Source organism: Telluria sp. Soil_C_11 (assembly GCF_057657395.1).
The window spans coordinates 20,913-42,652 of record NZ_JBDGIN010000001.1 but is presented as its reverse complement, the minus strand read 5'-3'; the positions used below and the strand labels follow the sequence as shown (position 1 = coordinate 42,652).

Below are 21,740 nucleotides of genomic sequence, written 5' to 3'. Positions count from 1 at the left end.
TCGATCGCTCGAAAAAACGCCGGAATACCGCTCAGTTATGCGGAATGTATTGACGGTCCGGCAATCAATCGAGGAGCTGGTTGCGGATTGCGTAATGGGTCAATTCCGCGCTGGTCTTGAGTTTCATTTTCGACAGCAGGCGCGAACGGTACTCGCTGACGGTCTTGACCGACAGCGAAAGTTCCCTGGCGATTTCGCTGACCGTCTTGCCGGACGCGATCATGGTCAGGGTCTGGTATTCGCGGTCGGACAGGGTGTCGTGGACCGGCCGGTCGTGGTCTTCGCCGAGCTGGGCCGCCAGCACCTGGGCCAGCTGGGCGCTGACGTAGCGCTGGCCGCCGGCCACCTGGCGGATCGCATTGACCAGCTCGCGCGGCGCGCTCTGCTTCGTCAGGTAGCCGGAGGCGCCGGCCTTCAGCGAGCGGATCGCGTACTGGTCTTCCCTGTGCATCGACAGCATCAGCACGGCCAGCTCCGGCTTGTCGTCCTTGATCTGCTTGAGCACCTCGATGCCGTTGCGGTCGGGCAGCGAGATGTCGAGCAGGAGCACGTTGCAGCGCGACTTGCGGAACAGCTTGATGGCGTCCAGGCCCGTCTCGGCCTCGCCGACCACGGAAATGTCGCGCTCCTCGGCGAGGATCTGTTTCAGTCCTGCACGCACGATGGCGTGGTCGTCGGCGATAAAAACGCGGATGCTGGCTTTTTCTGTCATGCTCGGGTGGCTTCGGGTTGCTGGGACGCTGCGGCTTTCGCGGCCGATGCGGTCAGCCTGATCTTGACGACCACCATCGTGCCACCGCCGGGCGCCGCCGACAAGGTCAAGGTGCCGCCCAGCGCGCGGGCGCGCTCGCTCATGCCGCGCAGCCCGAAGGATTGCGGCTTGAGGCGGTCGGCCGGGGTGATGCCGCGGCCATTATCGCAGATGGTGAGCGTCAGGTGCTGGCGCTGGCGGCGCAGGGTGACCGTGACCCGGGTCGCGCCGGCGTGCTTGGCGATATTCGTCAGCGCTTCCTGGAAGATGCGGAACAGGGCGCTGGCATGGTCCGGGTCGATGTCGCCCTCGATGCCGGTGCCGTCGGCGCCGCTGTCGGCACGGAAGATGCAGGCGATCCCCACCTGCTTCTCGAATTCGCGCGCCTGCCATTCCAGCGCGGCGACGATGCCCAGGTCCAGCGTGGACGGCCGCAGGTCGAGCGAGATCCGGTGCACCGCCTCGATGGTGCGGTCGACCAGGCTGTCCAGGTACTCGGCCTTTTCGCGCAGCGGGGCTTCGTCCGGCAGGCGCGCCTCCAGCATCGCCAGCGCCATCTTGATCGCCGTGAGGTTGCCGCCGAGGTCGTCGTGGATCTCGCGTGCGATGCGGGTGCGCTCCTGCTCCTTGACGTGTTCGATGTGCGCGGTCAGCTCGGCCAGGCGGGCGCGCGAACGCCGCACCTCTTCCTGCTCCAGCTTGCTGGCCGTGATGTTGGTCATGATGCCGTCCCACTGCATCCCGGCGCCAATCAGCGGCGAGGGCGTGGCGCGCAGGTTGATCCACTTGACGTCGTTCCAGGTGTCCTCGATGCGGATCCGGCCTTCCCAGTTCCAGGCGCTGGCGTTGGCCTTCGACGCCTGCATCGCGTCCTGGTAGCCCTTGCGGTCTTCCGGCAGGATCAGTTGCAGGAAGCGGCCGGGATCCTGCTGCAGCTCGCTCACCTGCAGGCCGAGCAGGGCGGCGCAGCCTTCGCTGAGGTAAGTGAAGGCCGTGCTGCCGTCCGCGTGCAGCACGAACTGGTAGACCAGGCCCGGCGTATGGTCGACCACCGCGTTGAAGCGCGCCTGGTACTGCTGCAGCGCGGCGCTGGCGGCGTGCGCGAGCGACTGGTCGTCGCCGATCGCCAGGAACAGGGACCGGCCGTCGCGCACGACGCGCAGAAAACACAGCTTGATCGGATAGCGGCTGCCGTCGGCGCGCAGGAAATGGGTGCGCAGGGTGACCTGGGCGCCGACTTCCTGGCCCAGCGACTCCAGCAGCCCGTCCAGCGCGGCCGGATCCAGGTCGGGAGCGAGGTCGAGCGGGGTCATGGTGACGAGCCTGGCCAGGTCGAAGCCGAGGTTCTGGCGCGCCGCCTGGTTGGCGTCGACCAGCAGCAGGGTGTCGGCGTCGATCAGGTAGATCTCGGTGGCGGCGGCCTGCATCTCCGGGGCCAGGGCGGGAACGATAGGTGGAGTCATCGCATTCTTCATGTTGTTGGTCCGTCAGCGGCGCCGCGCGCGCCATTGGACGACGAAGCGGCGCAGCACCCGCGACATGCGGCTGGCGCGGCGGCTGCCGAACGCTACCCCGGCCCGCCTGCCGCGCACGAGCCGCGCGATCCTGAAACGCCACTGGCGCAGCGCGCGCCGCATGGCCCGCAGCAGCTGTCCGGCCTGCAGGAAGGCCCGGCTGGCGCGCAGCCGTCCGATCCAGTGGTTCTTCAGCCGCATGAACCAGCCGTGGCAGCGGGCGAACCAGCCCACCGCCAGCAGGGTCGGCAGGGTCAGCGCGTACAGCCGGGCGACCACCGCCGCGCCGCCCAGCTTGGCGACCACGATGGTGGCGATGCCGGACACCGCATGGCCATGCGCGATCGCGACCACCGCCAGCAGCTTGACCGGCAACAGCAGCAGGCCGGGCAGCACGAACAGGCACAGCGCGCCCCACGGCGGCAGCAGGCGCACGCGGGCTTCCACCGCCGCCAGCAGCGGCCAGCGCGCCAGGCGCGCACCCAGGTACGCACCCAAGCGCGCGCCCACGTCCCAGCACCACTCCTCGAGCAGCAGGAACACGGCGGCGAGGTGCACCAGCGGCGCGAACAGCCGGGTGCGCGCATTCGTCGTGGCTCGTGTCATGTCCGAATGATACGGGAAATGCCGGCGCCTGCCGTCGCCGCCGTGCCGCGTATGCATCACGTTCGTGCGCTTGGAGCTACAATAAGACTTATGAACAAGGCATTCGTAAAAGAGTCCGATAACGACGACGATGATGAAGCCCTTGCGCTGGCCCAGGCGATTCCGGCCGGCTCCAAGAACTACATCACCCCGGCCGGGCACAAGGCCATCAAGGATGAGCTGCTGCAGCTGATCGACGTCGACCGTCCGGAAGTCGTGCGCGTGGTGCACTGGGCGGCCTCGAACGGCGACCGCTCGGAAAACGGCGACTACATCTACGGCAAGCGGCGCCTGCGCGAAATCGACCGCCGCATCCGCTTCCTCACCAAGCGCCTGGACTCGGCCTTCGTGGTCGATCCCTCGGTCCACTACGGCAACGACCAGGTCTTCTTCGGCGCCACCGTCACCTACATGAACAAGGCGGGCGAGGAGCACACCGTCACCATCGTCGGCATCGACGAGCTCGATCCGCTGAAAGGCAGGATCAGCTGGGTCTCGCCGGTGGCGCGCGCGCTGACCAAGGCGCGCGAGGGCGACGTCGTCACCCTGCAGACGCCGCAAGGCACGGACGACCTGGAAATCCTCAGCGTCGAGTATCCCGAACCCATCACCGATTGAATCTCCCATGAACCGCAATATCGAGGCCGGGCCCGGGGCCGATCCTCTGGCCGCGCTGCGTTCGGCCACGGCCAGCCGCCACGAAGAGCTCGACAGCGGACTGCCGATCGGGGCTGCGGACGCCTCGCTCGCCGACTACGCCGCCCACCTGGCGATGCTGCGTGCCTGGCTGGCGCCGCTGCAGGACTGGCTGGCCGGCTTCGATGACGGTCCGCGCTTCGACCAGGCGGCGCGGCTGGCGCTGATCGACCGCGACATGGACGAGCCAGGCATGCCGGCCGCGCCGCCGCCGCAGTCCGCCGCCGATGCCGGCTGGCCGCGCGACGCCAGCCCGGCCTGGCGCTGGGGCGTGTGCTATGTGATCGAAGGCTCGCAGCTGGGCGGCGCCGTCCTCTACCAGCGCCTGCGCGAACGGCTGTCCCCGCATCCGCTGCGTTACCTGAAGGGAAGCGAGGCCGGTCCCGGTCCGCGCTGGCGCGGCTTCATGCTGGCGCTGCGCGAACATGTGCGCAGCCCCCAGGAGATCGCCGAGGCCAGCGCGGGGGCCTGCGCGGCATTCGACAGCATCCTGGCGCTGGGCATGCGCGGCAATAGAATTAATTTCTAATCCTTATTATTTCCAGAATTAAAAATTTCAATAAAAAGATTTGTTCAAATTTTTTAATCCGCTTCATTCCCGGACGGAGACTGTTCGGGATATTTGAGTCGCCTTAATACCATTATCACCCGATAAATCATCATCATTTCCGTTGTGCCAAACAAGGGAAAATGATGAGACAACTCTACGAATACCATCCGGTCGTCGGCTACCGCTATATACCCGACTTGCGGGTCCGCATCCCGCATGAAGGTGGCGGCTACCTGATGCAGGTCAATGCTCAGGGCTTCCGATCTGACAGGCAGTTTGTGCAGGCGCGTACACCAGGCCACCGGCGTGTGCTGGTATTCGGCGATTCCTTCACAGCCGGCGATGCCGTCCCCAACCGTCAGCGATATACCGAATTGCTGGAAGCGCGCTTGTCCGCCGCCGGCGGGTCCCCGGTTGAAATCTATAATTTCGGGCTGTCGTCGACCGGAACCGACCAGCACTATCTGATCTGGCAGGAATTTGCCCAAGGCATCGAACACGATCTGGTCGTGATCGCGGTATTCGTCGAAAACATTCGGCGCGTGAATGCCCGGTTCCGGCCCCATCGCGACGAACACGGCCGCGAGCGCATTTACGCCAAGCCGTATTTTCAGCTCGAAAACGGCGCATTGCGCCTGTGCCAGGTGCCGCCGCGGCGTGAACCCTACGAGGAGGCCGAGCTGAGCCCCGAGCAGAGCGCGGCGGTCGACCAGGGCGGCCGCTTCGTGGCGCTGCGCAAGATGGCCAGTGCCCTCGGCGTGCGCGACGTGGTGCAGAAACTGACGCAGTACCAGCCCTTGCCGCACTACGATTCTCCGTCCAGCCCGGCCTGGCTGTTGATGCGGGCCATCCTCGCGCAGTGGGTCGACGCCCTCGACAAGCCGGTCCTGCTGGTTCCGCTGCCGCTGCCGCAGCACCTCGACCAGACCTGCAGCGCGGCCGGCTACCAGGCCCGCTTCGCCGAGCTGGCGCAGGATCTTGCCTGCGCCCTTCACGATCCCTTGCCCGACCTGCTGCGCATCGCCCCGGCCGAACGCCGCCGCCTGCGCTGGGAAAAGGACATCCATTTCACGCCGGCCGGCCACGACGCGCTGGCGCGCTCGCTCGCGCCCGTGATCGCGCGGATGCTGGCGCAGGCTCCGGATCCCCTGCCGGACGCGCAGCGCGCAGGCGGCCGGGCAGCGGAGCCGGCCCCGATTTGACCGCCACGAGGAGGGCACATGAGCAGAACCATACTGGGCATCGCCGGCTACTACCACGATTCGGCGGCGGCGCTGGTGCGCGACGGCGAGATCGTCGCGGCCGCGCAGGAAGAGCGTTTCACGCGCAGGAAGCACGATCCCTCGTTTCCCGTCAACGCCATCAACTACTGCCTGGAGGAAGGCTTCGTCGATGCGGCCGATCTCGACGCGATCGTGTTCTACGACAATCCGCTGCTGACCTTCGACCGCGTCGTGCAGAACGCCCGCGCCGCCGGTCCGGAGGGGCGCACGGCGTTCGCCCAGGCGGCCGGCAATCTGCTGGGCGACAAGATCTGGGTCAACGAGCACGTGCAGCGCACCCTCGGCACCCTCGGGCGGGAAGAAAGGGTGCTGTTCACCGAGCATCATATGGCGCACGCGGCCAGCGCCTTCTATCCTTCCCCTTTCGACAGCGCCGCGGTGCTGACCATCGACGGCGTCGGCGAATGGGCCACGACCAGTCTCGGCGTGGGGCATGGGCGCGCGCTCGAACTCTTTGCCGAGATCGACTACCCGCACTCGCTGGGCCTGCTGTACAGCGCCTTCACCAGCTTTTGCGGCTTCAAGGTCAATTCCGGGGAATACAAGCTGATGGGGCTGGCGCCATACGGCCGCCCGAAGTACGCCGACCGCATCCGCGACCACCTGATCGATATCCGGCCGGATGGCTCCTACCGGCTCGACATGGCGTATTTCGGCTATATCGACGGCATGGCGATGGCCGGTCCGCGCTTCGCCGAGCTGTTCGACGGACCGGCGCGCGCGCCCGAGTCGCAGATCACGCGGCGCGAGATGGACCTGGCGGCCAGCATCCAGCAGGTGACCGAGGACATCGTCCTGAAGACCGCGCGCCACCTGCGCTGCCTGACCGGGGAAAAGAACCTGGTGCTGGCCGGCGGCGTGGCGCTCAACTGCGTCGCCAACGGCAAGCTGGCCAGGGCCGGGCTGTTCGACGGCATCTGGATCCAGCCGGCGGCGGGCGATGCCGGCGGCGCGCTCGGCGCGGCGCTGCTGGCGCATCACGGCTATTTCGAGGCGCCGCGCACACGCACGGCCGGGGCCGGCGATGCGCAGCGCGGCAGCTACCTGGGGCCGCGCTATTCGAGCGGCGAAATCCTCGCCTTCCTCGAGCGCAAGGGCTATCCCTATCGCCGCATCGCCGACCGCGAGGAGCGGCTGGGGATGGTGGCGCAGGCGCTGGCCGCCGGCAAGATCGTCGGCTGGATGTCCGGGCGGATGGAATTCGGACCGCGCTCGCTGGGCGCGCGCTCGATCCTGGGGGATCCGCGCAACCCGCGCACCCAGGCCACGATGAACCTGAAGATCAAGTACCGCGAATCCTTCCGTCCGTTCGCCCCCGCGGTCCTGCGCGAACAATGCGCGGCGTTCTTCGACTTCGACGGCGACAGTCCCTACATGCTGCTGGTCGCGCCCGTGCTGCAGGAGCGCCGCCAGCCGATGGACCTGGCGGCCTTCGAGGGCGGCGACGACGACATGATGGCGGTCATCAACCAGCCGCGCAGCGACGTGCCGGCCATCACCCACGTCGATTATTCGGCGCGGATCCAGACCGTCGACCGCAAGGATGAAGCGCACGGCGGCCATCCCGAATTCCGTGCCCTGCTCGAGGCCTTCGAGCGCCTGACCGGCTGCCCGCTGCTGGTGAACACCTCGTTCAATGTGCGCGGCGAGCCGATCGTGTGCAGCCCGCAGGATGCCTACCGCTGCTTCATGCGCACCGAGATGGACCTGCTGGTGCTGGAGGACGTGGTGTTGTGGCGCGCGGAACAGCCGCCGCTGCCGGACGACGAAGACTGGAGGAAGACCTATGAGCTCGATTGACGAAGCCGCCGTGGGCGCGGCCACCTCGGCCCTGTTCGATGCCATGACCGCCGGCGCCGCTGCGCTGCCGCCGGGGCAGAAGCCGTTTCCGCTGGGGCCAGACCCGCGCCTGGCCACCTATTACACGCAGCGCAGCCGGCCCGCGATGGCGCATGAGGATTTCCTGGCCGCGTCCTGCCTCGGGGCCGGGGAATTCGGCCAGCGCCTGGCGGCCTGGTGGCGCGCGGCCGGCCATCCGGCGCTGGCGGACCAGGGCCCGCTGGTCGCCGAGGCCGCGGTGGCGCTGCACGCGCTCTATGTGCAGGCGCAGCCTCGGGCCGAGCTATCGCCCTACATCTACCAGATGTTCTAGCAAGGGCATGGGGGCCGGGGATGAACAATACCGATGCGGAAGTCGCCGCCGTCGCCTCCCGCCGCGCCTGTCCGCCAGGTTTCGTCATGGTGCCGGAGACCGTCCTGCCATCCGGCGCCAGGGTGCCGGCCTTCGCCGTCGCGCGCTGGCTGGCTGCGCGCGGACGGCATGGGGCGGTTTTGCTCAGCGCCACCGCGCCGCCGTGGGTGAACGTCAGCTACCACGCGGCGCGGCGCGCCTGCGCCGCATCGGGCATGGGCCTGCTGACCGAACTGCAGGCCCTGGCCATCGCGCATGACCTGGCGCGCCAGGCTGCGAACTGGAGCGGCGGCGCGGTCGGGGCGGGCGAGCTGGTCCGGGGCCTGCGCCTGGACACCTTCGGCGCCGCCCAGCCGGCCTGCGTCAGGTCTCCCGATGCGCGCGAACGGCGCTGGCATGTCCTGTCGAACGGTGAACGGATCGTCGATGCCGCCGGCAATGCCTTCAGCTGGGTCTTCGACGACGTGCAGGGGAACGCGGATGGCGTCGTCGCCCAATGTTTTGCCGCGGATTCTCCGACGGTGTCGGGCATGCCCGGTGCGCGCTGGGAAAGAGGGCTGGGCTGGTGGCCGCGGGCGGGACGCAGCTGGTGGGGAAGGGCGCTGGCGCGCGGCGGCGCCTGGTCGTCGCGGGAGGGAGCGGGGGCCTTCACGGTGATCGACGAAAAGCCGGGGACGGAGCGGCCGTATATCGGCTTTCGCTGCACCTGGCCCCTGTAAGAAAGGGCCGGCACGCCACCCCGGGCGCCCGCCGGGCCGGCTAGAATGCCGTCATGCCCAAGAAAACCCCCATCTTCCCCGGCCCGCGTACGGCGCGCGGCCTCGTCCTCGCGATCCTGCTCTCCAACGCCGACCAGGCCGGCGCCGAACCCCTGCGCGGGCGCGTGACCCTGGCCGCGATCGTCCGCTCCCTGAAACGCAAGTACCACTGGCCGATCGAGACCACGAGTTTTCCGTCGAACGCGGCGGATGGCCGGGCGACCTGGGCGACGGTGTACAGCCTGCCGGCCGAGGTCATCGACAAGGCGCTGGACGGGCGTGGGCGGGACTGGTTGAAGAGCAGCCTCGGATGCAGGGATTCGTCGACTTAGGAAAGTCCCTTCACTGTGCTTCGCACTGCAGGAATCTGTCGAATTCGCGCGGTGGAAGCGGCCTGGCGAACAGGTAGCCCTGGCCGCTGTCGCAGGCGACCAGGCGCAAGGCATCCATGACCTCTTCGGTTTCGATGCCCTCGGCCACGACTGTCAGGCCGAGCGCATGCGCCATGTCGATGATCGCCTTGACGAAGTTGCTGTTGCCGACACTGAAGGACTGTTCATGGAAGAACGAGCGGTCCAGCTTCATCACGTCCACCGGGAAGCGCTTGAGGTAGGAAAGGCTGGAGTAGCCGGTACCGAAATCATCGAGCGACAGCCTGACGCCCAGCTGCTTGAGGCGCCGGAGAATCGTGGCGGACTGCTCGGTATCCTCGATCAGCGCGCTCTCCGTCAGCTCGAGCTCGAGGGCGCCCGGCGGCAGGCCGGATTCCCGCAGCGCCTCCTCCACGTCGGCCACCAGGTCGCCGCACTGCAGTTGGCGGGCCGAGACGTTGACCGAGACGTGCAAGCGCAGGCCGTGCCCGTCGCGGAATCGCCTGGTCTGGAGGCAGGCTTCGCGCAGGACCCATTTTCCGATCGCCATGATGTGGCCGCGCTCCTCGGCGATGGGAATGAACTGCAGGGGCGAGACCTGGCCGAATTCGGGGTGGTTCCAGCGCAGCAGCGCTTCCATGCCGCGCACGCGCATGGTGCGCAGGTCGACGCGCGGCTGGTAGTACAACTCGAACTGGCCGAGGTCGAGCGCACGCCGTAGCGCCACTTCGAGCTGCAGCTTGCGCTTCACTTCCAGGCTCATTTCGGGTTCGAAGAACTGGTAGGCGCTGTCGCCCGCCGCCTTGGCCCGGTACATGGCGGTGTCGGCGTTCTGGAACAGGAGCTCGGGGGTGGCGCTGTCCTGGTCGGCCAGGCTGATGCCGATCGATGCGCCCACGTGGATTTCGAGCCCATGCACGCTGAACGGAAGCGTCAGCGCCGCCAGCAGCCGTTGCGCGATCGCCCCCGCGGCGTCGCGTCCGGCGCAGTTGGCGGCGACGACGAATTCATCGCCGCCAAGCCGTGCCACCACGTCGCCGGGACGCATGCACGATTCCAGCCGCTGGCTGACTTGCTGCAGCAGGTTGTCGCCGGCCGCATGTCCCAGCGAATCGTTCACTTCCTTGAAACGGTTGAGGTCGATGAACAGTACGGTGGTGGACGACGCGTCGCCGGTAGCGCCCATGATGGTCTTCAGGTGCTGGTTGAGCCAGGCGCGGTTCGGCAATCCCGTCAGGACGTCGCGCGTGGCCAGCTGTTCGAGGCGGGATTCGGTCTGCTTGCGTTCCGTGATGTCGGTGATGAATGCGCTGAAGGACAAGGGCGCGCCTTGCTCGTCGCGTTCGCTGGTCTGGTTCACGAGCGCGTGGACCAGGTGCCCCTGGCGGTGCCGGATCACCGTCTCGAACACGTGGGTCTGCTGTCCCGCCGGCCGGGTCCTCGGCGCGGCGTCCTGGTCGATCTGGAACAGCACATCGGCGATGCGTTGTCCGAGCAGCTGTGGGCTGGCGTAGCCGGAAAGCTGGCACAGCGCCGGGTTGGCTTCCCGAATGATTCCGTCGGCATCGGTCAGCACGTAACCGGCCGGCGTGATCTCGATCATCTGGCGCAAGCGCCGTTCGCTGTCGCGGACCAGCTGGTCGCTGTTGACGCGCTCCGAAATGTCCTGGAAAAACACCGAGAGGCCCTCGTCGTGCGCGTAAATGCGCACGCTCATCCATGCGCCGGCGGGTTCGTAGTACATCTCGAACGAGGTGCTTTCGCGCGTTTCCATCGCGCGCCAATAGATCGGGGCGGCAGGGGACTCGGCCAGTCCCAGCGCCACATCCCACAATACCTTGCCGATGGGCGCATCGCGATCGAGACCGACGAAAGCGGCCGCAATCGTATTCGCGTACGTGATTTCCCAATTGCGGTTGACGGAGAAAAAACCGTCATCGATGCTTTCCAAAATCGTGCGCACGTGCGCGTGCGCCTGCTCCAGCGCGAGCCTGGTCTGGTGCTGTTCGGTGATGTCCCTCGCCGTAACATAGATCAGGTTGCTGCCCGACGGGCGGCACAGGCTCCAGTCCAGCAGAAGCGCACGCTGGTCCTTGCACACCCAGGAGACGGTCGAGGACAGAAAACCTTCGCCTTGCGCCAGCGTCTCCAGGTTACGGCTTGCGTCCGCACGTCCCTCGGTGCTGACGTGGTCGGTCACCGCATGGCCGAGGATTTCTTCGGGGCGGTAGCCCGTCGTCTTCTCCAGGGCATTGTTCGCGTGAAGGATCCGTCCTTCGAGGTCCAGCGACATGATGATGTCCGGCGAATGCGCGAGCAATGCGCTGTTCTGCTCCGCCATGCGTTCGATCCGGCCCAGCATCTCCCTCTCGCGCGTAATGTCGCGCGACACCAGTACCGCGCCGACCACCTGTCCGCTGGCCGGGTCGGATACCTTGCGCACCCTGGTGCCCAATGCCACGTATTCCCCATGTCGATGCCGTTTGCGCACTTCGACGGTGTCGGGAATGTCTTCCCCGTTCAACACGCGAACGAGCACGGCGTGCGCATGCGCCCGATCCTCGGGATGCAGGAACGCGAGCACCGATTGCCCGATCATGTCTCCGGCTTCCCATCCGAGCAGCCGGGTGTAGGAAGAGGACACATGGGTATATCTGCCGCCGGAGCCGCAGTGCGCGATCAGGTCCATGCTGTTGTCCACGATCACGCGCAATTCCGCTTCCGTGCCGACGCTGCGCTCGAGATCGGCCTTCTGCTCCGTGAAATCGACGATGGCTCCGCTGAAGCCCTCGAATTCTCCGTTCGCGCCAAAGCGGGGCAGGCCCGTCATCGCAACCCATCGCGTGCGCTTGTCCTTGCACAGGATCCGATGTTCGTGGCGGAACGGGACGCGCCGGCGCATTGCCTGGGCGATCGCCTCCGCGGCCCGGGGGCCGTCGTCGGGATGCACCGAGCGGATCCAGTCACCGATATTCGCCTGCTCCAGGACTGGCAGCAGGCCGGCGGTGCGCTCGGCGGCGAACGTGCAGATGCCGCGGGCATCGGTTGCCCAGATACTGTCAATGGATGGTGCTGTGGGGTGTGCCATAAGGGTCGGGAAACAGGGGCAGGCCGTTCGAAACCGCCCGGCCACTGGATTATGAGCCGCCCGGCCTGCCGAGTGGCAATGGATTGCTGGTAGATGAGAGGCATTCGTTGCTTACTCGCAACGCATATTGGTTCATCGTAAGCATGTTGGCAACGCAAGGTGCGAGCCTGGCAAGGGATGCCCTGCGCGCTCCCGATTCACTCTTCGAGTTTCCCGAACCGGGACATCCGAATTTCCTGATGTTTTTATCAGTCCCGCCGCTATACACTTTGTTGGTCGTTCATAAACAAAACGACCTGCCAACAGAACGCGTGGTCGGCAGAACTTTCCAGAAAGGAAATCGAAATGAGAGGCTTACCGTTGAAGGTTGTGGGCATCGTGGCCCTGCTGATCCTGATGGTGGCGCTGGCGCCGTTCGGCACCGTGCCTGCGGGTCACCGCGGCGTGATGACGACTTTCGGCAGCCCGAGCAGCGAGGTGCTGAGCGAAGGCATCCACTTCCGCATACCGCTGGCGCAAAAGCTCAACCTGGTGAACGTGTCGATCCAGAAGGGCGAGGGCGACGGCGACGCCGCTTCGCGCGACCTGCAAACCGTGCATACCCGCGTGGCGCTGAACTACCATGTCAAGCCGGAGGCGGCGATGACGGTGTTCCGCGACCTGGGCAACGAGCCGGGCGCGCGCATCATCATCCCGTCGGTGCAGGAAGCCGTGAAGGCCGTCACCGCGCGCTTCACCGCCGAAGAGCTGATCGCCAAGCGCACCGACGTGCGCGACCAGATCGTGGCCCAGCTGCGCGAACGCCTGGCGCGCCACGGCATCGTGGTCGACGAGTTCTCGATCGTGAACTTCAACTTCTCGCGCTCCTTCAATGACGCGATCGAAGCCAAGACCACGGCCGAGCAGCTGAAGCTGAAGGCGGAACGCGACCTGCAGCGCATCGAGGTCGAAGCCAAGCAGCGTGTGGCCCAGGCCAGGGCCGAGGCGGAGTCGCTGGCGGTGCAGCGCCAGCAGGTGACGCCGGAACTGATCCGCTTGCGCGAGATGGAGAACCAGCGCCAGGCGATCGAAAAGTGGGACGGCAAGCTGCCCAACGTGGCCGGCGGCGCGATCCCGTTCATCAACGTGAGCAACGCGAAGTAAAGCCAGAACAGGAGACCAGCATGATCAAGGGACTGCGTACCGTGAAATACCCCGTCGCCGACCTGGACAAGGCCAAGGCCTGGTTCAGCGAGGTGTTCGGCACTGCGCCGTATTTCGACCAGCCGTTCTACGTCGGCTTCGCCATCGGCGGCTTCGAACTCGGCCTGGTGCCGGACGGGACGCCGGGCACCGCGGGTTCGGTGGTGTACTGGGGCGTCGACGACATCGAGGCCGAGGTGGCGCGCATCGTCGGCCTTGGCGCGACCGAGCACGAGGCGATCCAGGAAGTGGGGGAGGGCATCAAGGTGGCCGAGCTGAAGGATCCGTTCGGGAATGTGATCGGGCTGATCTACAACCCGGTGTTCGATTTGGCAGCGGTCAGGTGAACGCGTGGGCTCGGGGAGCCCACCCTACGGTTCGGTAGGGTGGGCACCAGGTGCCCACGCGTGCCCTTCGATCAGGTCCGCTCGCGCTCGACCCGGTTCACGCCCGCCACGCGCCGCAGGTTGCGGATCAGGTGGGCCAGGTGCACGCGGTCCTTCACCTGGATGGTGAAGCGCAGCTGGGTCATCATGTGTTCGTCGTCCTCGTCCATGCCCACATACGTGATGTTGGCGTCGGACTCGCCGATCTCGGCGGCGACCCGCGCAAGGATGCCCTTTTCGTTGTTGATCAGGAGGCGGATGCGGCAGTCGAAGCGGCGATTCAGTTCGCTGCCCCACTGGACCGGGATCCAGCGGTCCGGTTCCTTGCTGCGCAGGCGCTTGGCCTGCGAGCAGTCGCCGGTGTGCACCACCAGGCCCTGGTCGCGGCGCAGCTGGCCGATGATCTGGTCGCCCGGGATCGGCAGGCAGCAGGGCGCCAGCTGCACCGACACGCCTTCGCTGCCGTAGATCGTGACCGGATCGAGCTCGGGCGAGTTGCTCGGCTCGGTCGGTACGGCGTCGCCCGGATTGTCCATCAGGCCGAAGATGTGGCGCGCCACCAGTGCCGGCATGCGCTTGCCGATGCCGATGTCGGCGTACAGCTCGTCCATCGACTTGGCCGAGGATTCGGCCAGCACCTTCTCGATCGTGCCTTGCGCGATGTCGCCGCGGATGCCGAGCTGGCCCAGCGCCTGCGACAGCAGCTCCTGGCCCAGTTCCACCGATTCGTTCAGGTTGATGGTGCGCAGGTAGTGGCGGATCGCCGAGCGCGCCTTGCCGGTGCGTACAAAAGAAAGCCAGGTCGGGCTGGGCCTGGAGTTCGGGTCGGTCTCGATCTCGACGATGTCGCCGTTGCGCAGTTCGGTGCGCAGCTGGGCCGGTTCGTGGTTGATCTTGACGGAGACCGTGTGGTCGCCGATGCCGGTGTGGATCGAGTACGCGAAGTCGAGCGGCGTCGCGCCGCGCGGCAGGGCGATGATCTTCGACTTCGGCGTGAACACGTACACCGAATCCGGGAACAGGTCGACCTTGACGTGCTCGAGGAATTCGGCCGAGTCGCCGGTCTGCTGCTGGATGTCGAGCAGCGACTGCAGCCAGGCGTGGGTACGCTGCTGCAGGTCCGACATGTTCTGGTCGCCGGTCTTGTACAGCCAGTGCGCCGCCACGCCGCTCTCCGCGGTGCGGTGCATCTCCTGGGTGCGGATCTGGAATTCGACCGGGGTGCCGTAGGGGCCGATCAGGGTGGTATGCAGCGACTGGTAGCCGTTGATCTTGCGGATCGCGATGTAGTCCTTGAACTTGCCGGGCATCGGCTTGTACAGGGCGTGCAGGGTGCCGAGCGCCACGTAACAGTTCGGCACGGTGTCGACCACCACGCGGAAGCCGTACACGTCCAGCACCTGCGAGAACGACAGGTGCTTGTTGCGCATCTTCTTGTAGATGCCGAACAGGGTCTTCTCGCGGCCGTAGACCTCGGCCTGGATGCCGGCCGCGCCGAGCGTGTTCTTGACCGCGTCGAGGATCTTCTTGACCACTTCGCGGCGGTTGCCGCGCGCGGCCTTGATCGCCTTCGCCAGCGTGCGGTAGCGCATCGGGTACAGGTGCGAGAACGACAGGTCCTGCAGTTCGCGGTAGATGTCGTTCAGGCCCAGCCGGTGCGCGATCGGCACGTAGACTTCCATGGTCTCGCCGGCGATGCGGCGCTTCTTGGCGGGCGCCATCACGCCCAGCGTGCGCATGTTGTGCAGGCGGTCGGCCAGCTTGATCAGGATGACGCGCACGTCGGACGCCATGGCCAGCAGCATCTTGCGGAAGTTCTCGGCCTGGGCCTCGACCACGCTCTGGAATTCGATCTTCTCCAGCTTGGACAGGCCGTCGACCAGGTTCGCGACCTGGGGACCGAAGCGCTCGATCAGCTCTTCCTTCTTGACGTCCTGGTCCTCGATCACGTCGTGCAGCAGCGCGGCCATGATGGCCTGGGCGTCGAGCTTCCAGTCGGCGCAGATCTCGGCGACGGCGATCGGGTGGGAGATATAGGGTTCGCCCGACTTGCGCACCTGGCCGAGGTGCATCTCGTCGGAGAAGCGGTAGGCTTCCTTGACCTTCTTGAGTTCGGCGGGCGTGAGGTATTCAGCCAGTTTGCCGGCGAGGTGGGAAATCGACGCGACGCCGGGAGCGGGCGCCGGTTCGGCTTCCTGCGGCTTGGCCGGCCGGTTGGGCCTGCCTTTGGTGGTGCCTGAGTGTATGGAATCCGGTGTTGACAAGGTCATACTCGAAGAAAATCAGCCGCTGTGGGGGACAGCATATCAGAATAAGTCGGGGTCAGAGCCCGGTTCACACGGTTGGGCTCTGACCCCGACTTTATTCCTGCCTCACTGATTCCGACCCCAGTGAATTACATAGGGACCTTCTTCAGCATTTCCAGGCCGACCTTGCCGGCTGCGATTTCGCGCAGGGCGACGACGGTCGGCTTGTCCTTGGCTTCGACCTTCGGGGTGTGGCCCTGCAGCAGCTGGCGGGCGCGGTAGGTGGCGGCCAGGGTCAGCTGGAAACGGTTCGGGACGTTCTTCAGGCAATCTTCGATGGTGATGCGGGCCATGGTTTTCTCCAAATAGATTTGCGTCCTGCCGTAACGGTCAGGATTGCGGTTGGTGCGCGTGGATTCCTAACTGCGCGAACAGCGAAGCATTGCGGGCCGCCTGCTGGGCGAATCGTGCTCGTGTCGCTTTGACAATCGCCTGCAGCTCGGACAGGGCGACGTTGAACTCTTCGTTGATGATAACATACTCGAACTCGGGAGCGTGAGCGATCTCGCCGCCCGCAGCCAGCAAACGCCGCGTGATGATGTGCGGTTCGTCGGTGCCGCGCTTGTGCAGGCGTTCTTCCAGCGCCGCGATCGACGGCGGCAGGATGAAGATGCCGGCCGCATCCGGGAACAGCTTCTTCACCTGGCGCGCGCCCTGCCAGTCGATCTCCAGCAGGATGTCGGTGCCATTCTTCATTTCCTGTTCCACGGTCAGGCGGCTGGTGCCGTAGTAATTGCCGTGCACCTCGGCCCATTCCAGGAACTCGCCGCGGTCGGCGCGGGCGACGAAATCGTCGGCGGTGGTGAACTGGTAATGGACGCCGTCCTGCTCGCCCGGACGCGGCGGACGCGTGGTCGTCGAGATCGACAACTTGATGCCCGGTTCCTGCGCCAGCAGCGCATTGACCAGGGTCGACTTGCCGGCGCCGGAAGGGGCGGCGACAATGAAGAGGCTGCCGGAGAAAGCGTTGGTGTGCATGGTTGTTCCTTTTGCTACGTTTGCGATGTTCTTAAGTATTCGTGGGCACGTGGTGCCCACCCTACGAATGACCGTGTAGGGTGGGCGCCCCGTGCCCACGCGTGTCGTGCAAAAACCTGCCCGACGATTATTCCAGATTCTGTACCTGCTCCCGCATCTGCTCGATCAGCAGCTTGAGCTCCATCGACGCATCCGCCAGTTCCTTGACCGAAGCCTTGGCGCCCAGCGTGTTCGCTTCGCGGTTCAGCTCCTGCATCATGAAGTCGAGGCGCTTGCCGACCTGGCCGCCTTTCTTCAGGATGTGGCGCGTCTCGTTCAGGTGCGCGGTCAGGCGCGACAGCTCTTCGGAGACGTCGATGCGGATGCCATATAAAGTGACTTCCTGGCGAATCCGTTCGAAGACTTCCTGTCGCGTCAGCACCTGCGGGTTGCCGTGGCCGGCCAGGCCCAGCGCGTCCTGCATGCGTTCCACCGCTTTCTGCTGGAACTGCGCGATCACTTGCGGGATCAGCGGCGTGATGCGCTTGACGATGGCTTCCATCGACTCGATGCGCGACAACAGCATCGCTTCCAGCGCCGCGCCTTCGCGCTTGCGGCTGTCGACGAAGCTGGCCACCACTTGTTTGGTGAGCTCGGCGACGTCGGCCTGCAGCGACTCCTGGCCCACCTGCGATTCCTCGACCACGCCCGGCCAGCGCAGCAGCTCGGCCACCGTCATCAGGGGCGCGGACACGAAGTGGCGCGTGACCTCGGCCTGCAGGCGCGCCAGGTCGCCCAGCAGCTCGTGGTTCAGGGCCTGGGAGCCGCTCGCAGCCTTGCGGCCGAACGAGAGGCGGACTTCCACCTTGCCGCGCGTGATCGCAGCCATGATCGCCGAGCGCAGGTCCGGTTCGAGCGCACGCAGCTCGTCGTTGATGCGGAACTGCAGGTCGAGGAAGCGCGAATTGACGCTTTTGATCTCGATCGTGAGGGTTCCCGCAGCGCCTTCGCTGGTGGCGACCGCATAACCTGTCATGCTAGAAATGCTCAATTGAGTCCCCGGATAATCACAGAGCTTACGTAGCCCGTTTATTCTTTACAAAGCGGTGATTTATCCACACAATCGCCGTGTTACGCAAGGAATACTTTCCCAAATGGCTGCACAAAATAACGCTCCCCTGCCCGAAGGGCTGGAAATTGGCGGATATCGCATTGTAAAGAAAATTGCGTCCGGCGGGTTCAGTATTGTTTATCTTGCATATGACGGCGACGGCAATGCGGTCGCGATCAAGGAATACCTGCCCAGCGCCCTGGCACTGCGCCAGCCCGGCGAGCTGGTGCCGGCCATTTCGAAGGCCAACCTGCCGGTGTTCCGCATCGGCCTGAAGTGCTTCTTCGAAGAGGGCAGGGCGCTGGCCAGGATCGTCCACCCGAACGTGGTGCGGGTCCTGAACTTCTTCCGCGCCAACGACACGGTCTACATGGTGATGGCCTACGAGTCCGGCCACTCGCTGCAGGAACAGATCTCGCGCCTGCTGGCCAGGGAACAGCGCGCCAGCGAAGGCTTCATCCGCCAGGCCTTCAACGGGGTCTGCGGCGGCCTGCGCGAGGTCCATGCCAACAAGCTGCTGCACCTCGACCTGAAGCCGGCCAACATCTACCTGCGCGTCGACGGGACCCCGCTGCTGCTGGACTTCGGCGCCGCGCGCCAGACCATCAACACCGATTTGCCGACCCTGGCGCCGATGTACACGCCAGGCTTCGCCGCCCCCGAGCTGTATGCGAAATGCGCCACGCTCGGACCCTGGACCGACATCTACAGCATCGGCGCCGCGATCTACGCCTGCATGGCCGGCGCCCCGCCGCAGCCCGCCGACCAGCGCAGGACCGGGGACGAGATGGCGGCCCGCATCGCCAGGCTCGAAGGGGCCTATTCGGCGGAGCTGATGGCGATGGTGGCGTCCTGCCTGGCGCTCGATCCGCTGGCGCGACCGCAAAGCGTGTTCGCGGTGCAGAAGGTGCTGCAGGCCGGTTATAGTGCTGCTGCCGGCGCGCCGGCGGCGCAGGCCGAAGCGGTGGCGCAGGCGCCGGTATCCGGCTGGCGCAGCCTGGTCAATCGCATCAGCCCATTCGGCCCGGCCCGGCGCTCCGGCAGCGGCCAGTCTTAAAAGGAATTTCATGCAGTTCAGCGTCTACCAGCAAAGCCACATCGGCGGCCGCAAGGTCAACCAGGACCGGATGGGCTACAGCTACACGAGGGAGGCTTTGCTGCTGGTGCTGGCCGACGGCATGGGCGGCCACCAGCGCGGCGAGGTCGCGGCCACCATCGCCCTGCAGACCATGTCGTCGCTGTTCCGCAGCCAGGCCGTCCCGTACGTGAAGAAGCCCGAGCGCTTCCTGGAAGAGGCCTTCCTGCGCGCCCATCAAGAGATCCAGCGCTACGCCCGCGAGCATGGCCTGCCCGACAACCCGCGCACCACCATCGTCGCCTGCCTGGTCCAGCACAACAGCGCCGTGTGGGCGCACTGCGGCGACTCGCGCCTGTACTGGCTGCGGCGCGGCCAGATCCTGGCGCGCACGCGCGACCACTCGCACATCGAACACCTGATCGCCAAGGGCCTGGCCGACCCGAGCGAACGCAACTCGCACCCGGACCGCAACAAGCTGTACAGCTGCCTGGGCGCCTCGACGCCGCCGAAAGTCGAGCTGTCGCGCCAGGCCAGCCTGGAGCCGGGCGACGTGCTGCTGCTTTGCTCGGACGGCCTGTGGGGCATCCTGCCCGACACCGAGATCGTGCACCAGCTCTCGACCCACACCATCGTGCAGGCGGTGCCGGACATGATCGGCATGGCCACCGCGATCGCCGGCAGCCGCGGCGACAACACCACGGCCCTCGCCATCCAGTGGCAGGGCGCCGGCGACGCGGCCGCGGCCGGCGACGACAGCGTGGTCTCGACCATGATGCTGCCGGAAGGCGAGGTCACGACCCGCCTGGCCGAGGAACCTGCCGCCGCGCAGGGCACGGATCCCGCGGCCGACGACTTCGGCGACGAGGAGATCGAAAAGGCGATCGCCGAGATCCGCGACGCGATCGAGAAATCATCCCAGCTACTCAAATAACAAGGACCCTCAATGACCTTCACCTCCCGCCCCAGCAACCGTGCCGTCGACCAGCTGCGCGCCATCCGCCTGACCCGCCAGTACACCAAGCATGCCGAGGGTTCGGTGCTGATCGAATGCGGCGACACCAAGGTGATCTGCACCGCCAGCATCGAAGAGAAGGTGCCGGGCTTCCTGAAGGGGAAGGGGCAGGGCTGGCTGACCGCCGAATACGGCATGCTGCCGCGCTCGACGCACACGCGCATGGACCGCGAGGCGGCGCGCGGCAAGCAGTCCGGCCGCACCCAGGAGATCCAGCGCCTGATCGGCCGCTCGCTGCGCGCCGCGTTCGACCTGGAAGCCTTCGGCGAGCGCACCCTGCACCTCGACTGCGACGTGATCCAGGCCGACGGCGGCACCCGCACGGCCTCCATCACGGGCGCGATGGTGGCGGCCTACGACGCCTTCAACGCCCTGGTCGGGCGCGGCCTGATCGCCGCGGTGCCGGTCAAGCAGTTCGTGGCCGCGGTCTCGGTCGGCGTGTACCAGGGCATGCCGGTGCTCGACCTCGACTACATCGAAGACTCGAGCTGCGACACCGACATGAACGTCGTGATGACCGACCTCGGCCACTTCGTCGAAGTGCAGGGCACGGCCGAAGGCGCGGCGTTCTCGCGCGCCGGCATGAACCGCCTGCTGGACCTGGCCGAGCACGGGATCCGCGAGCTGGTGACCGTGCAGAAGCGGGCGCTGGGGCTGGTGGGCTGAGACATCCGGGGCGCGCATGAAGCTGCGGACAAGGCATCTCATCAAGTATGGTTTGCTGCTGCTGTCGGCAGCCGCCGGCGCGCTCGCGCAGGCCGCCAATCCGATCGTCCCGGGCTGGTACGCCGATCCGGAAATCCGCATCTTCAAGGGCGAGTACTGGATCTATCCGACTTATTCCGACGATGCCGGCAAGCCGGCCCGGCCGTCGTCGTTCACGCCCGAACAGCGGCGCATGCGCGCCCGGCCGGGAATCGTCTTCGACACCTACCTCAAACAGACCTTCCTGGATGCCTTCTCGTCGCCGGACCTGGTGCACTGGACCCGGCACGAGCGCGTGCTCGACGTCGAAAACGTCGCTTGGGCCGCGTACGCGGTATGGGCGCCGTCGGCCATCGAGCACAAGGGCAAGTATTACCTCTTCTTCGGCGCCAACGATATCCAGGACAACGGCCAGCTCGGCGGCATCGGCGTCGCGGTCAGCGACCGTCCGGAAGGCCCGTTCAAGGATGCGCTTGGACGCCCTCTGATCGGGCAGATCCACAACGGCGCCCAGCCGATCGACCAGATGGTGTTCAAGGACGACGACGGCCAGGTCTATATGTACTACGGCGGCTGGAAGCACGCGAACGTCGTGAAGCTGGCGCCGGACCTGCTCGGCGTCGTGCCGTTCCCGGATGGGGAGACTTTCAAGGAAATCACGCCCGACCCGGCCTATGTGGAAGGCTCGTTCATGGCCAAGCGCAAGGGCGTGTATTACCTGATGTGGTCGGAAGGCGGATGGACCGGACCGGATTACCGCGTCGCCTATGCGATGGGGCCGTCACCGTTCGGGCCGTTCAGGCGCATCGGCACGATCCTGGAACAGGACGCCAGGATCGCCCGGGGAGCGGGGCATCATTCGGTGGTGAACGTGCCGGGCACCGACGAGTGGTACATCGCCTACCACCGCCGGCCCCTCAACGAGACCAACGGCCATCACCGCGAGATGGCCATCGACCGCCTGTATTTCAATGACGATGGCACGATCCGGCCGGTCAGGATGACGAATGAGGGCGTGGCGCCGCGCCGTATTGATTCTGCTGCCAAGTAATGGGTGAGGTTGTACGCAATTTAGCAGGATCATTGTGGCAGGGCCGGTTCGACCAATAAGCGATTTCTAATCGGCTGCATCTCACGCTTCAAAAGCGGAAAGCAG

The 21,740-nt window shown here is 66.1% G+C and carries 21 protein-coding genes; 13 read left to right on the top strand and 8 right to left on the bottom strand.

The annotated features are described in order from the left end of the window. Positions 1 to 64: 64 nt before the first annotated feature. From AC3A6M_RS00185 to AC3A6M_RS00175, 3 genes are read right to left on the bottom strand one after another with little or no spacing between them, the layout of a single operon-like run. Positions 65 to 712: a response regulator gene (locus AC3A6M_RS00185; protein ID WP_487850739.1), complete on the bottom strand. Its 648-nt coding sequence runs from the start codon at positions 710 to 712 to the stop codon at positions 65 to 67. Continuing rightward, positions 709 to 2,214, bottom strand: a complete 1,506-nt coding sequence (locus AC3A6M_RS00180; RefSeq protein WP_487850738.1) for a sensor histidine kinase — start codon at positions 2,212 to 2,214, stop codon at positions 709 to 711. The genes AC3A6M_RS00185 and AC3A6M_RS00180 overlap by 4 nt, the downstream gene beginning before the upstream one ends. Positions 2,215 to 2,238: 24 nt before the next feature. Next, the gene (locus AC3A6M_RS00175) at positions 2,239 to 2,871 is read right to left on the bottom strand and encodes a hypothetical protein (protein WP_487850737.1); all 633 of its coding nucleotides are present in this window, start codon (positions 2,869 to 2,871) and stop codon (positions 2,239 to 2,241) included. Between the two features lie 90 nt (positions 2,872 to 2,961). Here AC3A6M_RS00175 and greB point away from each other — a divergent pair, with 90 nt between their 5' ends. The 7 genes from greB to AC3A6M_RS00140 all read left to right on the top strand — a co-directional run bounded on the left by greB (position 2,962) and on the right by AC3A6M_RS00140 (position 8,720). Beyond that, positions 2,962 to 3,528 carry a transcription elongation factor GreB gene (gene greB, locus AC3A6M_RS00170; protein ID WP_487850736.1) on the top strand — a complete coding sequence of 189 codons (567 nt, stop codon included), beginning with the start codon at positions 2,962 to 2,964 and terminating at the stop codon, positions 3,526 to 3,528. A gap of 7 nt (positions 3,529 to 3,535) precedes the next feature. Then, the gene (locus tag AC3A6M_RS00165; protein WP_487850735.1) at positions 3,536 to 4,135 is read left to right on the top strand and encodes a biliverdin-producing heme oxygenase; all 600 of its coding nucleotides are present in this window, start codon (positions 3,536 to 3,538) and stop codon (positions 4,133 to 4,135) included. A gap of 161 nt (positions 4,136 to 4,296) precedes the next feature. Further along, the gene (locus tag AC3A6M_RS00160) at positions 4,297 to 5,358 is read left to right on the top strand and encodes an SGNH/GDSL hydrolase family protein (RefSeq protein WP_487850734.1); all 1,062 of its coding nucleotides are present in this window, start codon (positions 4,297 to 4,299) and stop codon (positions 5,356 to 5,358) included. 18 nt (positions 5,359 to 5,376) lie between these two features. Next, the gene (locus AC3A6M_RS00155; RefSeq protein ID WP_487850733.1) at positions 5,377 to 7,239 is read left to right on the top strand and encodes a carbamoyltransferase family protein; all 1,863 of its coding nucleotides are present in this window, start codon (positions 5,377 to 5,379) and stop codon (positions 7,237 to 7,239) included. Then, positions 7,226 to 7,591, top strand: a complete 366-nt coding sequence (locus AC3A6M_RS00150) for a hypothetical protein (RefSeq protein ID WP_487850732.1) — start codon at positions 7,226 to 7,228, stop codon at positions 7,589 to 7,591. The genes AC3A6M_RS00155 and AC3A6M_RS00150 overlap by 14 nt, the downstream gene beginning before the upstream one ends. 20 nt (positions 7,592 to 7,611) lie before the next feature. Further along, positions 7,612 to 8,349 (top strand): hypothetical protein, encoded by a 738-nt coding sequence (locus AC3A6M_RS00145; protein WP_487850731.1) that lies wholly within the window; start codon positions 7,612 to 7,614, stop codon positions 8,347 to 8,349. Positions 8,350 to 8,402: 53 nt separating this feature from the next. Beyond that, the gene (locus tag AC3A6M_RS00140) at positions 8,403 to 8,720 is read left to right on the top strand and encodes a hypothetical protein (RefSeq protein WP_487850730.1); all 318 of its coding nucleotides are present in this window, start codon (positions 8,403 to 8,405) and stop codon (positions 8,718 to 8,720) included. Between the two features lie 10 nt (positions 8,721 to 8,730). Here the strand turns inward: AC3A6M_RS00140 and AC3A6M_RS00135 are convergent, their stop codons facing one another. Further along, on the bottom strand, positions 8,731 to 11,847 hold the full coding sequence (locus tag AC3A6M_RS00135) for a sensor domain-containing protein (RefSeq protein ID WP_487850729.1): 3,117 nt from the start codon (positions 11,845 to 11,847) through the stop codon (positions 8,731 to 8,733). 345 nt (positions 11,848 to 12,192) lie between these two features. Between AC3A6M_RS00135 and AC3A6M_RS00130 the strand changes: the two genes are divergently transcribed. Together AC3A6M_RS00130 and AC3A6M_RS00125 are read left to right on the top strand one after the other, a co-directional pair. Further along, positions 12,193 to 12,990: a prohibitin family protein gene (locus tag AC3A6M_RS00130; RefSeq protein WP_487850728.1), complete on the top strand. Its 798-nt coding sequence runs from the start codon at positions 12,193 to 12,195 to the stop codon at positions 12,988 to 12,990. 20 nt (positions 12,991 to 13,010) lie between these two features. Then, positions 13,011 to 13,376: a VOC family protein gene (locus AC3A6M_RS00125; RefSeq protein ID WP_487850727.1), complete on the top strand. Its 366-nt coding sequence runs from the start codon at positions 13,011 to 13,013 to the stop codon at positions 13,374 to 13,376. Between the two features lie 71 nt (positions 13,377 to 13,447). Here AC3A6M_RS00125 and AC3A6M_RS00120 read toward each other — a convergent pair whose 3' ends face one another. From AC3A6M_RS00120 to AC3A6M_RS00105, 4 genes are all read right to left on the bottom strand, one after another. Continuing rightward, positions 13,448 to 15,685: a RelA/SpoT family protein gene (locus AC3A6M_RS00120; protein ID WP_487850726.1), complete on the bottom strand. Its 2,238-nt coding sequence runs from the start codon at positions 15,683 to 15,685 to the stop codon at positions 13,448 to 13,450. 125 nt (positions 15,686 to 15,810) lie between these two features. Further along, entirely contained in the window at positions 15,811 to 16,014 is a 204-nt protein-coding gene (gene rpoZ / locus AC3A6M_RS00115) for a DNA-directed RNA polymerase subunit omega (protein ID WP_005665923.1), read from the bottom strand. A 37-nt stretch (positions 16,015 to 16,051) separates the two neighbouring features. Further along, positions 16,052 to 16,699: a guanylate kinase gene (gene gmk / locus AC3A6M_RS00110; protein WP_487850725.1), complete on the bottom strand. Its 648-nt coding sequence runs from the start codon at positions 16,697 to 16,699 to the stop codon at positions 16,052 to 16,054. Between the two features lie 127 nt (positions 16,700 to 16,826). Beyond that, a complete protein-coding gene (locus AC3A6M_RS00105) occupies positions 16,827 to 17,714 on the bottom strand; it encodes a YicC/YloC family endoribonuclease (RefSeq protein WP_487850724.1) in 888 nt (295 codons plus the stop codon). Positions 17,715 to 17,832: 118 nt separating this feature from the next. Between AC3A6M_RS00105 and AC3A6M_RS00100 the strand changes: the two genes are divergently transcribed. The 4 genes from AC3A6M_RS00100 to AC3A6M_RS00085 are packed head-to-tail and all read left to right on the top strand — an operon-like array spanning position 17,833 to position 21,635. Beyond that, positions 17,833 to 18,846, top strand: coding sequence for a serine/threonine protein kinase (locus AC3A6M_RS00100; RefSeq protein ID WP_487850723.1), 1,014 nt, complete (start codon positions 17,833 to 17,835; stop codon positions 18,844 to 18,846). A gap of 10 nt (positions 18,847 to 18,856) precedes the next feature. Continuing rightward, positions 18,857 to 19,798 carry a PP2C family protein-serine/threonine phosphatase gene (locus AC3A6M_RS00095; protein ID WP_487850722.1) on the top strand — a complete coding sequence of 314 codons (942 nt, stop codon included), beginning with the start codon at positions 18,857 to 18,859 and terminating at the stop codon, positions 19,796 to 19,798. A 12-nt stretch (positions 19,799 to 19,810) separates the two neighbouring features. Further along, positions 19,811 to 20,545 carry a ribonuclease PH gene (gene rph / locus AC3A6M_RS00090; protein WP_487850721.1) on the top strand — a complete coding sequence of 245 codons (735 nt, stop codon included), beginning with the start codon at positions 19,811 to 19,813 and terminating at the stop codon, positions 20,543 to 20,545. A 16-nt stretch (positions 20,546 to 20,561) separates the two neighbouring features. After that, complete coding sequence (locus AC3A6M_RS00085; RefSeq protein WP_487850720.1) at positions 20,562 to 21,635, top strand: glycoside hydrolase family 43 protein; 1,074 nt, start codon at positions 20,562 to 20,564, stop codon at positions 21,633 to 21,635. Positions 21,636 to 21,740 lie beyond the last annotated feature (105 nt).

Bases quoted from the DNA above. Each gene is read 5' to 3' on its own strand.
- AC3A6M_RS00185 (WP_487850739.1), bottom strand. From the start codon at position 712: ATGACAGAAAAAGCCAGCATCCGCGTTTTTATCGCCGACGACCACGCC.
- AC3A6M_RS00180 (WP_487850738.1), bottom strand. From the start codon at position 2,214: ATGACTCCACCTATCGTTCCCGCCCTGGCCCCGGAGATGCAGGCCGCC.
- AC3A6M_RS00175 (WP_487850737.1), bottom strand. From the start codon at position 2,871: ATGACACGAGCCACGACGAATGCGCGCACCCGGCTGTTCGCGCCGCTG.
- greB (WP_487850736.1), top strand. From the start codon at position 2,962: ATGAACAAGGCATTCGTAAAAGAGTCCGATAACGACGACGATGATGAA.
- AC3A6M_RS00165 (WP_487850735.1), top strand. From the start codon at position 3,536: ATGAACCGCAATATCGAGGCCGGGCCCGGGGCCGATCCTCTGGCCGCG.
- AC3A6M_RS00160 (WP_487850734.1), top strand. From the start codon at position 4,297: ATGATGAGACAACTCTACGAATACCATCCGGTCGTCGGCTACCGCTAT.
- AC3A6M_RS00155 (WP_487850733.1), top strand. From the start codon at position 5,377: ATGAGCAGAACCATACTGGGCATCGCCGGCTACTACCACGATTCGGCG.
- AC3A6M_RS00150 (WP_487850732.1), top strand. From the start codon at position 7,226: ATGAGCTCGATTGACGAAGCCGCCGTGGGCGCGGCCACCTCGGCCCTG.
- AC3A6M_RS00145 (WP_487850731.1), top strand. From the start codon at position 7,612: ATGAACAATACCGATGCGGAAGTCGCCGCCGTCGCCTCCCGCCGCGCC.
- AC3A6M_RS00140 (WP_487850730.1), top strand. From the start codon at position 8,403: ATGCCCAAGAAAACCCCCATCTTCCCCGGCCCGCGTACGGCGCGCGGC.
- AC3A6M_RS00135 (WP_487850729.1), bottom strand. From the start codon at position 11,847: ATGGCACACCCCACAGCACCATCCATTGACAGTATCTGGGCAACCGAT.
- AC3A6M_RS00130 (WP_487850728.1), top strand. From the start codon at position 12,193: ATGAGAGGCTTACCGTTGAAGGTTGTGGGCATCGTGGCCCTGCTGATC.
- AC3A6M_RS00125 (WP_487850727.1), top strand. From the start codon at position 13,011: ATGATCAAGGGACTGCGTACCGTGAAATACCCCGTCGCCGACCTGGAC.
- AC3A6M_RS00120 (WP_487850726.1), bottom strand. From the start codon at position 15,685: ATGACCTTGTCAACACCGGATTCCATACACTCAGGCACCACCAAAGGC.
- rpoZ (WP_005665923.1), bottom strand. From the start codon at position 16,014: ATGGCCCGCATCACCATCGAAGATTGCCTGAAGAACGTCCCGAACCGT.
- gmk (WP_487850725.1), bottom strand. From the start codon at position 16,699: ATGCACACCAACGCTTTCTCCGGCAGCCTCTTCATTGTCGCCGCCCCT.
- AC3A6M_RS00105 (WP_487850724.1), bottom strand. From the start codon at position 17,714: ATGACAGGTTATGCGGTCGCCACCAGCGAAGGCGCTGCGGGAACCCTC.
- AC3A6M_RS00100 (WP_487850723.1), top strand. From the start codon at position 17,833: ATGGCTGCACAAAATAACGCTCCCCTGCCCGAAGGGCTGGAAATTGGC.
- AC3A6M_RS00095 (WP_487850722.1), top strand. From the start codon at position 18,857: ATGCAGTTCAGCGTCTACCAGCAAAGCCACATCGGCGGCCGCAAGGTC.
- rph (WP_487850721.1), top strand. From the start codon at position 19,811: ATGACCTTCACCTCCCGCCCCAGCAACCGTGCCGTCGACCAGCTGCGC.
- AC3A6M_RS00085 (WP_487850720.1), top strand. From the start codon at position 20,562: ATGAAGCTGCGGACAAGGCATCTCATCAAGTATGGTTTGCTGCTGCTG.